Here is a 13,873-nt window from a genome sequence, read left to right as displayed (position 1 = left end):
AATGTCTAAAAAAGGACAGACGGGTCCTGTGATTACGCGACATCGTGAAAAATCGCACGCAAAATGTACAAATGTTCTGTTGACCAATGCGTACGTCCGACAAAGTTCACCTTTCTCCCTCCCTTCAATCATCGTTATCCTCAGTGTAAGCGATTTCTTCATATCGGACAACTAGAAAACAGGAATATGATCAAGCGGTGTCGTATTGTTTAGGCATCAGGAGAGGAGGGACACGATGCGTAAAGAGTGGCTCGGTGCCATCAGTTTGACACTCGCCGCAAGTATTTGGGGGGGCATGTACGTCGTCAGTAAATATGCGCTCGGCTTTATCGAGCCGTTCACGCTCATTTGGATGCGCTACTTCGTGGCCTTCATCGTGTTGATGTGCGCGTGGTGGCTGTTCGGAAGAGAACGGATCGGGCGTGGTGATTGGAAATGGATCGCGCTCGTCGGAGTCATCGGCTATGTCGCCTCGATTTCGTTTCAGTTCATCGGGACGAAACTGTCGGACGCGCATACGGGATCGCTCGTCACGGCTGCGACGCCCGCGTTCATGGTGCTGTTTGCCCGTGTGATTTTGAAAGAGAAGTTGACACCGGTGAAAGTCGGATCGCTCCTCTTGGCGACAGTCGGGGTCATTATCGTCGTCGGCTGGCACGTCGAGGGGACGTATTTTATCGGTAGCTTGATTTTGGTCGGGGCGGCCATCACGTGGGCGCTCATGTCAATCTACGTCAAAATCGCGTCGGCGACACTGTCGTCTCTGACGATTACGACGTTTGCGATTGGCATCGCGTTCGTGTTGATGACGCCGCTCATGGGCATGGAAGTCATCGATCATGGGTTGCCGACGATGACGGGGGCTCTTTGGCTCAGTGTGCTCTATGTCGGGATCGTCTCGACGGCCGGGGCGTTCTTCTTTTGGAACAAAGGGATCGAACTCATGGACGCAAGCGTCGGTTCGCTCTTTTTCTTCTTTCAACCGCTCGTCGGCGGCTATCTCGGCTGGCTCGTCTTGAATGAACAACTCGATCGCAATTTCTTCATCGGCGCCGCCTGTATCGTGACGGCCGTGACGTGGTCGACTCTCGTCGAGCGTCGACAAAAACGCGCCATTAGCCAAATTGAACCGGATAAACGACACATCCAATGACAAACGGGACCTGTCGGCCAGGTCCCGTTTGTCATGGATTCAGCGTTTGAATAAGTCGGTGACGAGCTGTTGCGTCAGAAGCGCTTCGCGGCCGTCGGTCAAAATCGGGGTATCCTCGGACAACGCCTCGATGAAGTGGTCGATGGCGCCTTGGAAGCCGCGCTGGGTGAGGAGCGTGTCCCACGACCCGAACGTCTCGGTCGTCTGGGTCCCGTTCGTGAAGCGGTTCAACGTGACCATCTCGTCGACGGTGAACCGGACGTTTGCGGCGACGGCGCTCAATCCTTCATGGTTTGCTCCAGCGTGTCGATGCATCGCCGTCGTATGTAGGCCGTGGTCGTCTCGCCAGACGTGTCGCGCCACGTGCAGTTCGTTCGCTTCGGTCGTCTCGATGTGTCCCGTCACGAGGCGCAGGTCACCTGTTGAGAAGTATCGAAGCGTGTCGACGACGTGCAAATAATCATCGAGTAGCGTGAACGTATAGTCGCGTCCAATCCCGTTTCCCCGATGTTTGACAAAGTCGAGCAAATCGAACGGCCCTGCATCCCGGACTTGCTGATACATCGGGGCGAAACGACGATTGAACCCGACCATCAGTTTGCGATCGTTTCGTTCGGCCAGCTCGACGAGTCGCTCGGCTTGGTCCATCGTCGCGGCGAGCGGTTTATCGACGTATACATCGACGCCTCGGGCGAGTAAATAAGAGACGACGTCATAATGTGTCTCGGTCGAACTGTGGACGAACGCCGCATCGACGGACGTTGCGAGTTCGGGCAGTCCCACGAACGACTCCATCCGATAAGCCCGGCAAATCGCCTCCCGCTTCGCGACGGTCGGTGAGAACGCGCCGATCAGTTCAAAGCTTGTGCTGTTCGTTAAAATCGGCAAGTATGCTTTTTTGGCGATGCCGCCGAGACCGACGACCCCGATTTTCGGTTTTCGCATCCAATCACTCCTTTGTCTCATCATAACGAAAAAACAGACCGAAAGACATCCACGCCTGATGCGTTTTTGTCCCCGGTCTGTACATTAGAGGCTCGCGAGTAAGACAATCTCTCCTTCAGGCGTCGTGTTGCCGCGCTCCGGTTCTTTCGTCACGGCGACCGTGTCCCAATCCATCTCGGCCTCCGTCGCATCAAGCGTATAGATGACGGTGCCGTTGCCTTTGTCATCGGTGACGAACGCTCCGGTCGGAATCGGGGAGTCGTCTTTTATGAGCCATACTTGGTACACTTCGTTCGCCTCGAGCGGAGTGAGCCCGTTCGTTTGAACGATCAGCTGTCGCGTCCCGTCTTGTTCGGCGAGATAGGCCACACCGTCGGCTTCCCCGTCGAGTGGGACGGTCTCGGTCAAGGCGATTCCGCTCGGTTCAGTCTGATTGAGCAACAAGTACCCGTTCCCGATTAGCGATAACAGTAAGGCAGCGGCGAGGGCGAACGCGACCCACGGTGCTTTCCGCCTTTCTTTCGGTGCGGTGAACGGCGTTACCGGTGCCGGTTTGTCTGTCTTCGAATCGACCGCTTTCGATATCTCGTCTTCGGCGAAGACGTGATTTAAGATTCGAGCCTTCATCCCGCTTGGCGGCTCTGCTGGTTCGGAGAGGAACGCGACGCCGCCGACGAGAGCCTCGAGTTGTTCGAGTTCTTGTTGGCACGTCTCACAAGTCGCGAGGTGTGCCTCGAACCGGATTCGTTCATCTTCTGTCAAATGTCGGTTAAAGTAATCAATCAATTGGTCACAAGCGTTCATCGTTCCACCTCCTTATCGATTAAATCTGGGGATAGTCGTCTTCGTAACTGCTTCAACGCCAACCGAATCCTTCCTTTCACGGTGCCGAGCGGGATACCGCACGCATCCGCAATCTTTTGCTGGCTAAGTCCTTGGAAATACATGAGGCGGACGACTTGATGTTGCTCGGCCGGAAGTTCGGCCATCGCCGTCTCGATTTGCGTCCGTTCTTCTTGCCACTCGACCTCACGCTCGACCGAACGTTCGGTCGAAGGAATCGTCTCGGCGTAAGATTCGTCGAGCTGGAGGTCCGGCTTTCGTCTTCGAATCAAGTCGATGGCGACGTTTCGTCCCATCGTGAAAAGCCAAGAACGGAACTGGCCTTTGGTCTCGTCATAGACACCGACGCCGCGCCACAGCTTGATGAACACTTCTTGCATCGCTTCCTCGGCGAGGTCGCGGTCCTGTGTCAATTGCATCAGGAACGCATACAGGATTCGTTCGTAACGATCATATAACGTTTCGAGCGCTTGTTTGTCTTTTTGCCTGACACGCTCATACAGTTCGTAATCAGTCATCGCGTTCTCCTTTATAAAAGGGATGTCCCTTGTAGTTATCTAACGGATCAAACGGTGAAATGGATGTCTTTTTCGGGTGACAAATTCGTGAACAGTTTGTTATGTAACCGACGCGTTCAACGGGAACACGTCGTAGCCTCACCTAGATGCTTGTACAGAAACGCTTGGATGTGGCTGAGAAGCATATAGGCGAACAAGCTGAATAAACATGCCGTGCCGAGACCCGCTGCGAGCGCGGGCCCGTTCGAAAGCCATTGCTGCCAAAACGAGGAGGTCCGGATTCCGAGAAAAAAGGCGAAGACGAGCCCGAACCCGATCATGATTCCGCTATACTGACAGTAGTAACGGCTTACCCAATTTTTCACGTCGCTCATTCCTTTCGTACTTTTACTATACGAGATGGGGTATGGCGACACAAGGAGGAGGATTACGAATGAGACGATTTACCGGAGAAGGGCGGACGCTCGTCTGTTTCGATTTTGACGAGACGTACTTCCCCCATGCGTGCACGGAAGAACAATTAGCCGACGTCCGTCGACTCGAAGATTTTTTAGAACAACACGCGGAACGGTTCTCGACGATGTGGGTCACCGGCAGTTCGTTCGCCGACTTGGCGGAAAAGACGATGCGCGCCTCGATGCGCTATTGGCCGCATCGCATCGCTTCAAGCCTCGGGACGGAGCTGTATCGCGTCAATGCCAGTGGGACGCTGAAACGAGATGACGCGTTCAGCCAACTGTTCCCGGACGACTTCTCGGACCGGGTCGGACGTGTCGTCGACATGATGCGATCCGAAGCCATCGTGCTCGAAGCACAACCCGGGGACGGGACGAACGTGTGGATGCAGAACTATTATTACCACGATCATCAAGAGGCTGCATTCGAGCGAATTCGGGAAGCGACGAGGACGGTAGGTATCGCGGTGAACATCAGCCGGTGCAATCCGCTCGCGGGCGATCCGGACGGGTCGTACGACATCGATTTTATCCCTGAAGGTGCTGGAAAGACGGCAGCGGTCGAGTATGTATGTGACCGGTTCTCGTTTCGCGCCGAAGACGCCTACGCGTTCGGGGACAGCGGCAACGATCTCGGGATGTTGAAGCGGGTCGGCAACGGATACGTCCTCGGGAATGGGACTGAGCAGGCGAAGCGAGCTCATCAACGTATTACGAAAAAATCTTATGCGGCCGGGATTTTAGAAGTGTTAACACGTGAGTTCGATTGACGATCATGCGGTCTGTAGCAACTGGCGAGCAGCCGTCTCGGCCCGAGCAAACAGCCTGAGTCGGAGCGACGTGGTTTGGATATCAAATGTTTGAGGGGCGCGCCACAACTCATTGAACACCTCGAGCAGTGCGGCTTCGGCCAATTCGGCCCGGTTCGTCAAACGGAGTGCGGTGAGGTAGAGAACCCGCTCATATCGGTCGTAGAGGAGCTCGAACGCAGAGGTGTCTCATTGAATGATTCGTTCAAACAATTCGTGGTCGGATAAGAATGACATCGTGAACTCCTTTGAAGGCACATCATGGCCTGGAAATGGGCATAGCAATAATGGACCTATTCCCTGTCTCGAATCGACTGTAAACGATAACAACTCGATTTGAGCACATTCAAAAACCCGAACGCGCGATGCGATCGGGTATCGGTTCAAAATGAACGGTAGCAGTGTGGACACGTCTGGGTGTTGCTACCGGAACGCTTGAACGTTTTCTTGCAGTTCGGGCACGTGACGGTCTCACTGTCCGCCCCGAAAAGGCTGCCGCGATTATATAACACATTTTTTAAATTCGGTAACGCCTTGGCCGCAAACGTCATAGAGATGAATAAGACGAGCGCCAAGAGCGCGAGCATAACATACGTCGTCATCGACAACGCTCCTTTCGTATAAAACTGTTATTCCCAGCATACTCGAAAACATCAAAGTGCACACCTAAAACTAGAAATACGAACTTTTGTTCGGTATAATAGAAGTAAAGGAGGGAGAACAGATGAAGGATGAGTTGTTACGTGATATGCGTTTAGGTCGATTGGTAGAATTGATGTATGTCGATCGACATGGGGTGATTTCAAAGCGCCGAGTCAAATTGTTGAGGTTACAAGGCGAGCGAATCATTGCTTGGGATGTACGGAAACGGGCCCGTCGAACGTTTTACGTTGAACGCGTCCTCGCCTGTCTCCCGATTATTGAACGCGCTTATGGAAAAGAGGAGGAAATCGGATGACACCGCTCCCAAAATGTCCAGCGCCGGCAGAACGGGCGCTCGCTGCCGCTTACATTGACACGCTCGAACAACTCGCGACGTATTCGAAGACGGAAATCGCCGCGATGCATGGTATCGGCCCGAAAGTACTACAAGTGTTAGAGCGTGCGCTCGTCAAACAAGGACTTCAGTTTACCGATAGCGAATTAACCTCCTAGTCCCGTCATGGGCTAGGATTTTTTTAGTTTGACGTATGTTTTCATATGAAAAAGGGAAGTAATATATTTGTCATCTCCATTACGCCTAAAATCGAGTACCATGACGATAAGGTTTACGAACCTAGTGACACCCATGAGAAAGGAAGTACACAGCATGAGGACGAAACGTTTATCCGCCATTCTAGGAAATGAGATGGATGACATCGAATGTGATCCATGGGTGACCGGAATTGAAACGGATTCCAGGAAGGTCAGTCCAGGGAATTTATTTATTTGCATCCGCGGCTATACGGTGGATGGTCATGAATTCGCTGAAGATGCCGTCTCAAAAGGGGCGAGCGCCATCATCTCGGAATATCCGCTTGAACTTGATGTACCAAACATTGTCGTTGCTGACACGAAAAGGACCGCCGGCATCGTGGCGAGCGCGTTTTACGATCATCCGTCGCACCGGATGCGCATTTATGGCGTGACGGGAACGAACGGGAAGACGACAACAGCGACACTCACATACGATTTGTTTCGATTATCGGGACGACCGATCGGCATCGTCAGCACGATTGGGGCTCGCTATAAAGACCAAACGCTAGAAACACCGAATACGACACCGGAAGCCGTCGTCTTGCACCGACTCTTGGCCGAGATGGCAGATGCCGGGGTGACCGACTGTGTCGTCGAAGTATCCTCACATGCGATGATGGAAGGGCGCGTCGAAGGGGTCCACTTCCATGCGGCCGCGTTCACGAACCTGACGCACGATCACCTCGATTACCATCGTTCGATGGATGAATACGCGCGAGCGAAAGCCCGTTTGTTCGAGCAAGTCGAACAGACGAACGGTGACGCGATCATCTTAAATGCGGAAGACGAGGCGAGTGCGATTATGGCGTCGTTCGCTCCAACGAGACGCCGTGTCATGTACAGTACGCACACGAACGTACCGGCCGACATCCAAGTCATTTGGCTCGATGACACGGTGCGTGTCAAAGTGAACGCGATGACGATTGAAGTACCCGTTCAGTTCATGGGAGCGTTCAATGCGGCGAACTTGGCTGCTGCGATCGGGCTCGTCTCGACGTCTGAATTGATGCTCCGTTCCATCATTGCCAACGTGCCGGGGCTCACGCTTCCGAAAGGTCGTCTCGAGCGTCTCGACACGGAGGACGCAGAGATTTATATCGATTATGCACATACACCGGACGGGCTAGAAAAGTGTCTGTCGACGCTTCAAGCTGACGATTGCGAATTGGTCGTCGTCTTGAGTGCGGCCGGCGATCGCGACTCGACGAAACGGGCCGAGATGGGTCGGGTTGCGAGCCGTTACGCCGACCGCTTGATTGTGACCGTTCACGACGTGCGTTCAGAAAATCCTACGCAGATTATCGATGGCTTGCTCGAGGGGATTGATGCGGACACACCGCATGTGACGTTTGAGAATCGGTTAGACGCCCTTAAACATGCGGCGCTACAAGGACTCGACGGCAAACGAGTCGTCGTCGTCGGGAAAGGCCATGACCACATCGAACGTGTCGGGAAGCAATCGATTCCGTTCAACGAATCTGACATTTTGTTGGATGAACTGAAAAAATTGAAGGGCCAAGAACCGGCCGTTTGACGAAACGATGACGCTTGTCATCGTTTTTTAATGTGTAGAAACGATGAAAACAGGAAATACCTTTAACTGTAACGCAATTGAAGGAGGAGAATAGACATGTCAGTTTTGTACAAAGAGTTCACAAATGATGAAGAAGTCGTCACCGCCATTCAATCGATGAAAGCAAAAGGGGTCGACGAGTCGCACATTTACGTCATCACCCATGACGATGACCGGACCGATCGAGTCGCCGACAACGCGGACGCGAATACGGTATCGGCATCGGACGTCGGTCTCGGAACGGCAGCGAAAAACTTGTTCCGTAAAAAAGGGGACGAGTTACGTGCCCAGTTCGAGGAACTTGGTTTCTCAGCGACCGAGGCGGATAGCCTTGAGAAGAAGTTGGACCAAGGGAAAGTGATCGTCGTCGTCAAAGACGCGCCGAACGGCTTCACATTATAACCTTTCCTTGAAGCATACAGAGACAGGGCTGAATCCATCGATTCAGCCCTGTTTGGATTAGGTATGGGTGCGGACAACGGTCCGGCCGCTCAGTTCACCGCGCATCATAGCCTCGGCTTGGCGAGGGACGTTATGAAGCGGGATCTCGTGAATCATATGGTTGAGGACGTTCGAATCGAGTAGTTCATTCAATCGTTCCCACGCCTTCAAACGTCGTGCGATGGGTTGCATGACGGAATCAATACCGATTAATTTGACGCCTCGTAAAATGAACGGATAAACAGTGGTCGGAAGATCGGAACCGCCGACAAGCCCACACGCTGCGACTGCCCCTTCATAACGGACTTGACTCAAAATATTTGCAAGTGTGTTGCCACCAATCGAATCGATCGCCGCATCGAAACGTTGTCGAGCGAGAGGACGCGTCGGTCCTTCGAGCTCATGCCGGTCGATGACCGTGTCGACGCCAAGTTCATACAAGTAGGGAGAGTCTGTTTTTCCTGTCGATGCGATGACGTGATAGCCGAGTTTATGAAGTAAAACGATTGAAAAACTGCCAACTCCTCCAGTCGCACCTGTTACGAGTACTTCTTCTCCTGGTCGAACGCCGGCGGACTCGAGCGCATCGATTGAAAGCATCGCTGTCAGTCCAGGTGTCCCGATTGCGATGGCGTCGCGCATTTCCATACCTTTAGGCAGTTTGACCAGCCAATTTCCGGGAACTTGTGCAACTTGGCTGAAACCGCCGAAATGTCGTTCACCGATACCGAAACCGGTCGCGATGACCTCGTCGCCGGCTTTGAAATCGAGATGGTCGGATTCGATGACTTTTCCGACGAACTCACAGCCCGGGATGAACGGGAACTCGTTAATGATCGCCCCCGCTCCGGTCAGTCCGAGCGCATCTTTATAGTTGAGCGCGGAGTAATGGACTTCGACTAGTACGTTCCCATCTTCTTCTCGCGGTAGTGCGTCGCGTTTCACTTCGGTCACTTCGGCATGAAGCCGGTTTTCTTCTCTGTTTAAAACGAGCGCTTGAAACGTGTCATGCATCGTCATTTCCCCTTTCGAATCGTAAGGTTTCATCCTCTACTATGATTCCCGTTCGTAGAAAATATATACACAAATGTTTCGTTCTCACGTGGAGTGGAATGGTATAATGGAATAGATTCAACTAGAGTGAGGAGGAATGTAGCATGCGGCACGATGACTACGAGTTTGACGAAGAAGTAGAAGAAGGCGAACTGTTTAACGTATACGACATTCTACCGCCCGATGGTACGATTCTCGAGATGGCGACTGCCGAAGAGATGGTCCGAGCGGCGGAGCTTGAAGCGAAGCATCACGCGCTTCAACGCATCCAAGACTCAAACTTTCAGTTATCCGGCGTGACGTTCAAAGAGTTACTCACAGAATTCGAACGATATGAACAAGAATCGATGGAATTCTGGACGGGCGTATATAGCCGATTGCGCATTCCATGGGCATGGACGATTCGAATCGACGTGGCCAACGGTCCGATTCACGTCGTCAATGACCGTGATATTTTTATTGATGAAGAAGATTTTGAAGAATACGACTTCGACGATTTCATCGATGACGAAGACGAAGATTGAATCGAAAACGTCTTTCCCTCATTCAGTAGGGAAAGACGTTTTTTTCATGGAGCGGACGTCCGAGCGCATGCGCACGACTTCCGTCGCACCGAACCATAGTCCGACGCTCGAGAGGATGGACACGCCGCTCACCAACGCGCCGACGATAGCTGTGTCGCCAATCATCGTGGACGAGAGAACAAGGCTGAATAAGCCGAAAAACAATAACCCTCCTGCAATCGTCTTCATGACACCATCATCCTTTCTGCTTTTGTCTGACTTCAGTGTAGACGCTTAAGAACAGAAGGGGTGGGTGAATTTTGACCCGGGTTAAAAATTAGACGAGGTCGTAAATCGAATACGTCTTCCCGTTCTCAAACGGCGTATCAATCATATACTCGATCAAGACACGGGCCACGGTTTCCGGAGAACGGAGCCGGCCTTCCACGACGTATGCCTGAAACTGTTCGACATCTTGGAAAGCGTCTTTTGACGAGGCTCGAATCGTCGCTTGCATCGATGTGTCCATCACGCCCGGATTGAACAAGGCGGCCCGGTGGTGCGTGTCGGTCAGCTCGAGGGCGAGTGTCTCCGTGAAGTGATCGAGACCGGCTTTCGTCGCGCAATACGCGCTCCAACCAGAAATCGGCCGTTTGGCGGCGCCCGACGTCACGTGAATGAACGAGACCGGTAACGTATAACGGAGCACATGGTTGGCGAGGAGCATCGGTGCGAGCAAATTCGCTTGGACGTGTGACATCAATTGGTTGGAGTCTAACTGTCCGACCTGATGAATCGGGTCAATCAGCGCCGCGTTTTGAACGACGAGGAGCGAATCGGCGCGTTCGATGAGCGGACGCATTTGTTCGAGCGCGTGGAGTAGACTCACAGAATCGGAGAGGTCGACGCTCACATGGCGGAACGGGGCATCGCCTTGCGTGCGTGAGAAGTTGACGACCTCGTAATCCCGTTTCGATAGTTCTTCGGCAATGGCGCGGCCGAGGCCGCGTGAGGCACCGGTGACGATGGCAAGTTTCATCATTTTTCCTCCTATTCATGTATCGTTTTACGATAACCGTAAAACGGACGGAAGTTCAATTTCTCATAGTACGTCTGCGATGAGGCGCTCGCAAGCATCTCGAGGCGTGTCGTCGGATAGCGTGAATGCACGTACGCCAAAAGTTGCTCCCCGAGTCCGAGTCGACGATGTGAGGCGGCGACAAGCAGTTCACAGATGTACAGGCTCACGGCCGTGTCGGTCATCCCCCGGACGTACGCGACGATTAATCCGTCGACCTCGATGACATAGGCCACGTTTGAATGGTCCCAAGCCTGCCTCGTCTCATCCGAACGTACGACGAGCTGTGTCCAGCCTTCTGTCTCGTTTAATGTTTGGATTTGTTCAAAGTCCTTCTCAGTGTAGGGACGAATAAAGTAGCTCACTATAGAAACCTCCAAATGAACTGACGTGGCACATTGATGACAAGATCTTAAAAAATCATTCCCCTAAATAACGGAGGACGCAAGAGGCATAGGCGTGCTCCATGATACGATAGATGAAGATTTTTTAAGACAGGGGTGTACGTCGTGGTCGAGTTTATTTTAGGGATCCTTATCGGGTTAAGTGTAGCATTCATTGTCTATAAAATCCGTCGTCAAGTGAATCAGGCGGATGAACCGATAACCCGATTCACCGACCAGATGAAAGATGTCATCTACGTTTTTGACGTGAAACCGGTCTTTCGGTTTCGTTACATCAGTCCGTCACTTGATGACTATCTAGGAGAAGGGACGGTTGCGAAAAACTATGACGACCCGAATGACTGTTTTCATCGCATTCATCCAGATGATTATGAGCTACTTGTCCAGAAAGTGACAGGGCAGGTTAACTATGAAGAACCGATTTTGCAGCGGTGGCAAACGAATGATGGTCGTTATTTATGGTTTGAGGAGTATGCGACACCGATTTATGAAGGCGAGGAACTTGTCGCCGTGCAAGGCGTCATCCGGAATGTCGAGGCGGCCGTCACGGAACGAGAAGCACTCGTATATGAGAGTCGCCACGATAGTCTAACCGGCGTGTGGAATCGACGGGCGTTCGAAGAGACCGTCGATCGCTTACCCACTGCCTCATCATGCGGCGTCATTGTAATCGATTTAAACGATTTAAAGCAGGTCAATGATACGTACGGGCACTCCGCTGGCGATATGTTGCTCCAACGAGCGGCACACGTGTTGACACGAAAAAGTCCAAAAGTGTACCGGCTCGGTGGAGACGAGTTCGTCGTATTGATGACCGGTTCGGACCAGGAGTTGTCGGAACTTGTTACGGCCATTCATTTTGCTTTTGAAGAAGCGGGTATATCGGCTGCGGTCGGTTCTTCCTTTACAGAGGACCATACCGATTTCGTCGCCTTATACGATAAGGCGGATCAAGCCATGTATGAACGAAAACGCCGTATGAAACAAAACAACCTCACCGATCCATTAACGGATCGGTGAGGTTGTTGTTAACTACCGCTTGCTTCTTCTTCAGTCTCTTCACTCGTCCCAAGGTTGTTCAAATACGCTTCATAGCGCGGGAGCCAGTAGCGATACGAGACAAAGACGAGCCCGGCCGTCACGGTGAACAACCCAAGCGTTGCCGGGAAGAACCAGCCTGAGACGATTCCGTCCGCGTAGGCGAGTCCAATCGGTGAGAAGACGAAGTAGACAAAAATCATCGATGCGATAAGAAGAATTGACGTCGAGATGGCGTGACGCCACGGCTTGACACGACCGAGTTCGATGCGAATCGGATTCGCCGTCGTCATCGGACGAACTTTCGCGAACAGGAGCATAATCGATGTCTCGATGACGAACAAGATGCCATAAATATGAATAAAGTTAATCCCAAGGTCAAAGCCAAACCACTGCTCGGTCCCCCAGACAAGAAAATAGTACGTGATGACATGGAACACGATAACAATTTTCGCGGCAATCGGCGGGACACGCTTCACGAGCATCCCAATCAAGACAATGACGAGAATCGGGATGTTGAAGAAGCCGGTGAAGCGACGAATCAAGTCCCAAAGCCCGTCTGGTGCATACATCAAGTTCGGGGCGACGAAGAACGAGATGAGGGCGACGAGCGTCCCGAACCATTTACTGACGCGAATCAAATCTTTGTCTGATGCGTTCGGTTTGAACTTCGGTTTATAAATGTCGAGCACGAACAACGTGGCGATACTGTTTAACAAGGAGTTAAACGAACTGAACACGGCCCCGAACAAGACGGCGAGGAAAAAGCCCATCAGCCACATCGGCAACAAGTCGGCAATCAAACTCGGGTAAGCGAGGTCGGCCTTATCGACGTTTGAACCGTACAAGTGAAACGCGATAATCCCTGGAAGCAACATGAAAATCGGGACGAGCAACTTCAAATAACCGGTGAACAAGACACCTTTTTGTCCTTCGGCCAAGTTCTTGGCGCCGAGCGCACGCTGGATGACGTATTGGTTGAGCGCCCAATAAAACAAGTTGGCGAAAATCATCCCGGTGAAGATGGATAAGAACGGGACCGAGTCGTTGCTCGAACCGATGGCGTTCAGTTTCTCTGGGTTCGACGTCGCGATCGTCTTCATCCCATCGACGAGGTTACCGTCACCGAGGGCGATGAAACCGAGCGTCGGGACAAGGAATCCGATGATGATGATGAGTCCAATCCCGTTCAACGTATCCGACACGGCGACGGCGCGAAGGCCGCCGAAGATGGCATAGATTGCCCCGATTATCACGATGAACCAGATGACCATCCAGAGCGCCTGTTCGAAACTGACGCCGAGTAGTTCCGGCACATCGAACAGCTGCAAGACGGCGAGGCCGCCTGAATAGAGCATCGACGGGATCGTGACGCACATATAGCCGAACAAGAACAAAAGCACTGTCAGACGGCGGACGTCCTCGTCATACCGTTGGCTCAAAAATTCAGGGATGGTCGAGATGCCGATTCCGAGGAAGCGCGGCAGTAAAAAGAGCGCCATGATGATGGCGGCAATCCGGGCCGTGACTTCCCACGCCATGGCGGACATATTGCCCGCGAACGACTGACCGTTCAACCCGATCAGTTGCTCGGCGGAAAGGTTTGTCAAAAGCAATGACCCTGCGATGAACAAACCGGTCAATCCACGGCCTGCGAGGAAGTAGTCATCGGCGCTGTCGACTTTGCCGCGCGTCATCCGATACGATACGTATGCGACGAGCCCCATGAATAAGGCCCCGGTAATCAATATGTAAGCGACTTACTGAATGGTCATATGAGAGACCTCCTTCGGTTTCTTCTTATTTATAAGTATTTATTTGTAA

19 protein-coding genes are annotated in these 13,873 nt (G+C 52.5%); 8 read left to right on the top strand and 11 right to left on the bottom strand.

The features are described from left to right. The first annotated feature begins 235 nt into the window (after positions 1–235). On the top strand, positions 236–1,153 hold the full coding sequence (locus DI14_RS08930) for a DMT family transporter (RefSeq protein ID WP_034807714.1): 918 nt from the start codon (positions 236–238) through the stop codon (positions 1,151–1,153). A 39-nt stretch (positions 1,154–1,192) separates the two neighbouring features. Here the strand turns inward: DI14_RS08930 and DI14_RS08925 are convergent, their stop codons facing one another. From DI14_RS08925 to DI14_RS08910, 4 genes are all read right to left on the bottom strand, one after another. Beyond that, positions 1,193–2,098: a Gfo/Idh/MocA family protein gene (locus DI14_RS08925; RefSeq protein ID WP_034807713.1), complete on the bottom strand. Its 906-nt coding sequence runs from the start codon at positions 2,096–2,098 to the stop codon at positions 1,193–1,195. An 84-nt stretch (positions 2,099–2,182) separates the two neighbouring features. Beyond that, positions 2,183–2,902 (bottom strand): anti-sigma factor, encoded by a 720-nt coding sequence (locus DI14_RS08920; RefSeq protein ID WP_034807712.1) that lies wholly within the window; start codon positions 2,900–2,902, stop codon positions 2,183–2,185. Further along, the gene (locus tag DI14_RS08915) at positions 2,899–3,459 is read right to left on the bottom strand and encodes an RNA polymerase sigma factor (RefSeq protein ID WP_034807710.1); all 561 of its coding nucleotides are present in this window, start codon (positions 3,457–3,459) and stop codon (positions 2,899–2,901) included. Before DI14_RS08915 ends, DI14_RS08920 begins: the two co-directional genes overlap by 4 nt. A 116-nt stretch (positions 3,460–3,575) precedes the next feature. Beyond that, on the bottom strand, positions 3,576–3,824 hold the full coding sequence (locus tag DI14_RS08910; RefSeq protein WP_034807708.1) for a hypothetical protein: 249 nt from the start codon (positions 3,822–3,824) through the stop codon (positions 3,576–3,578). Between the two features lie 68 nt (positions 3,825–3,892). Between DI14_RS08910 and DI14_RS08905 the strand changes: the two genes are divergently transcribed. Then, entirely contained in the window at positions 3,893–4,684 is a 792-nt protein-coding gene (locus DI14_RS08905; protein ID WP_034807706.1) for an HAD-IIB family hydrolase, read from the top strand. A gap of 3 nt (positions 4,685–4,687) precedes the next feature. Here DI14_RS08905 and DI14_RS15470 read toward each other — a convergent pair whose 3' ends face one another. Both DI14_RS15470 and DI14_RS08895 read right to left on the bottom strand, forming a co-directional pair. Beyond that, on the bottom strand, positions 4,688–4,846 hold the full coding sequence (locus DI14_RS15470; protein WP_160165647.1) for a hypothetical protein: 159 nt from the start codon (positions 4,844–4,846) through the stop codon (positions 4,688–4,690). Positions 4,847–5,106: 260 nt separating this feature from the next. Further along, a complete protein-coding gene (locus DI14_RS08895; protein ID WP_235193433.1) occupies positions 5,107–5,325 on the bottom strand; it encodes a hypothetical protein in 219 nt (72 codons plus the stop codon). 122 nt (positions 5,326–5,447) lie between these two features. Between DI14_RS08895 and DI14_RS08890 the strand changes: the two genes are divergently transcribed. The 4 genes from DI14_RS08890 to DI14_RS08875 all read left to right on the top strand — a co-directional run bounded on the left by DI14_RS08890 (position 5,448) and on the right by DI14_RS08875 (position 7,934). Beyond that, a complete protein-coding gene (locus DI14_RS08890; RefSeq protein ID WP_034807703.1) occupies positions 5,448–5,681 on the top strand; it encodes a hypothetical protein in 234 nt (77 codons plus the stop codon). Next, positions 5,678–5,878 carry a hypothetical protein gene (locus DI14_RS08885; protein ID WP_034807701.1) on the top strand — a complete coding sequence of 67 codons (201 nt, stop codon included), beginning with the start codon at positions 5,678–5,680 and terminating at the stop codon, positions 5,876–5,878. Before DI14_RS08890 ends, DI14_RS08885 begins: the two co-directional genes overlap by 4 nt. A gap of 154 nt (positions 5,879–6,032) precedes the next feature. Then, complete coding sequence (locus DI14_RS08880) at positions 6,033–7,493, top strand: UDP-N-acetylmuramoyl-L-alanyl-D-glutamate--2,6-diaminopimelate ligase (protein ID WP_034807700.1); 1,461 nt, start codon at positions 6,033–6,035, stop codon at positions 7,491–7,493. 96 nt (positions 7,494–7,589) lie between these two features. Then, positions 7,590–7,934: a general stress protein gene (locus DI14_RS08875; protein ID WP_034807698.1), complete on the top strand. Its 345-nt coding sequence runs from the start codon at positions 7,590–7,592 to the stop codon at positions 7,932–7,934. Between the two features lie 57 nt (positions 7,935–7,991). Here DI14_RS08875 and DI14_RS08870 read toward each other — a convergent pair whose 3' ends face one another. Next, entirely contained in the window at positions 7,992–8,987 is a 996-nt protein-coding gene (locus DI14_RS08870) for an MDR family oxidoreductase (RefSeq protein ID WP_034807697.1), read from the bottom strand. Positions 8,988–9,130: 143 nt separating this feature from the next. On the opposite strand from DI14_RS08870, the gene DI14_RS08865 reads away from it, so the two are divergent. Beyond that, positions 9,131–9,550 carry a hypothetical protein gene (locus DI14_RS08865; RefSeq protein WP_034807695.1) on the top strand — a complete coding sequence of 140 codons (420 nt, stop codon included), beginning with the start codon at positions 9,131–9,133 and terminating at the stop codon, positions 9,548–9,550. Positions 9,551–9,568: 18 nt separating this feature from the next. Here DI14_RS08865 and DI14_RS08860 read toward each other — a convergent pair whose 3' ends face one another. The 3 genes from DI14_RS08860 to DI14_RS08850 form a co-directional block, all read right to left on the bottom strand. After that, positions 9,569–9,778, bottom strand: a complete 210-nt coding sequence (locus DI14_RS08860) for a hypothetical protein (protein ID WP_034807692.1) — start codon at positions 9,776–9,778, stop codon at positions 9,569–9,571. Between the two features lie 88 nt (positions 9,779–9,866). Beyond that, entirely contained in the window at positions 9,867–10,568 is a 702-nt protein-coding gene (locus DI14_RS08855; protein ID WP_034807690.1) for an SDR family NAD(P)-dependent oxidoreductase, read from the bottom strand. An 11-nt stretch (positions 10,569–10,579) separates the two neighbouring features. Further along, on the bottom strand, positions 10,580–10,972 hold the full coding sequence (locus tag DI14_RS08850) for a GNAT family N-acetyltransferase (RefSeq protein ID WP_235193432.1): 393 nt from the start codon (positions 10,970–10,972) through the stop codon (positions 10,580–10,582). Between the two features lie 144 nt (positions 10,973–11,116). Here DI14_RS08850 and DI14_RS08845 point away from each other — a divergent pair, with 144 nt between their 5' ends. Then, positions 11,117–12,031, top strand: coding sequence for a sensor domain-containing diguanylate cyclase (locus DI14_RS08845; RefSeq protein WP_034807686.1), 915 nt, complete (start codon positions 11,117–11,119; stop codon positions 12,029–12,031). Between the two features lie 8 nt (positions 12,032–12,039). Here DI14_RS08845 and DI14_RS08840 read toward each other — a convergent pair whose 3' ends face one another. Continuing rightward, positions 12,040–13,776 (bottom strand): solute:sodium symporter family transporter, encoded by a 1,737-nt coding sequence (locus DI14_RS08840; protein ID WP_051622661.1) that lies wholly within the window; start codon positions 13,774–13,776, stop codon positions 12,040–12,042. Between the last annotated feature and the right edge of the window lie 97 nt (positions 13,777–13,873).

It is taken from the genome of Exiguobacterium sp. AB2 (assembly GCF_000696055.1).
Classification (GTDB): Bacteria; Bacillota; Bacilli; order Exiguobacteriales; family Exiguobacteriaceae; genus Exiguobacterium; species Exiguobacterium alkaliphilum.
Note: the sequence above shows the minus strand (reverse complement) of the source record. Positions and strands in the feature narration are given on the sequence as shown.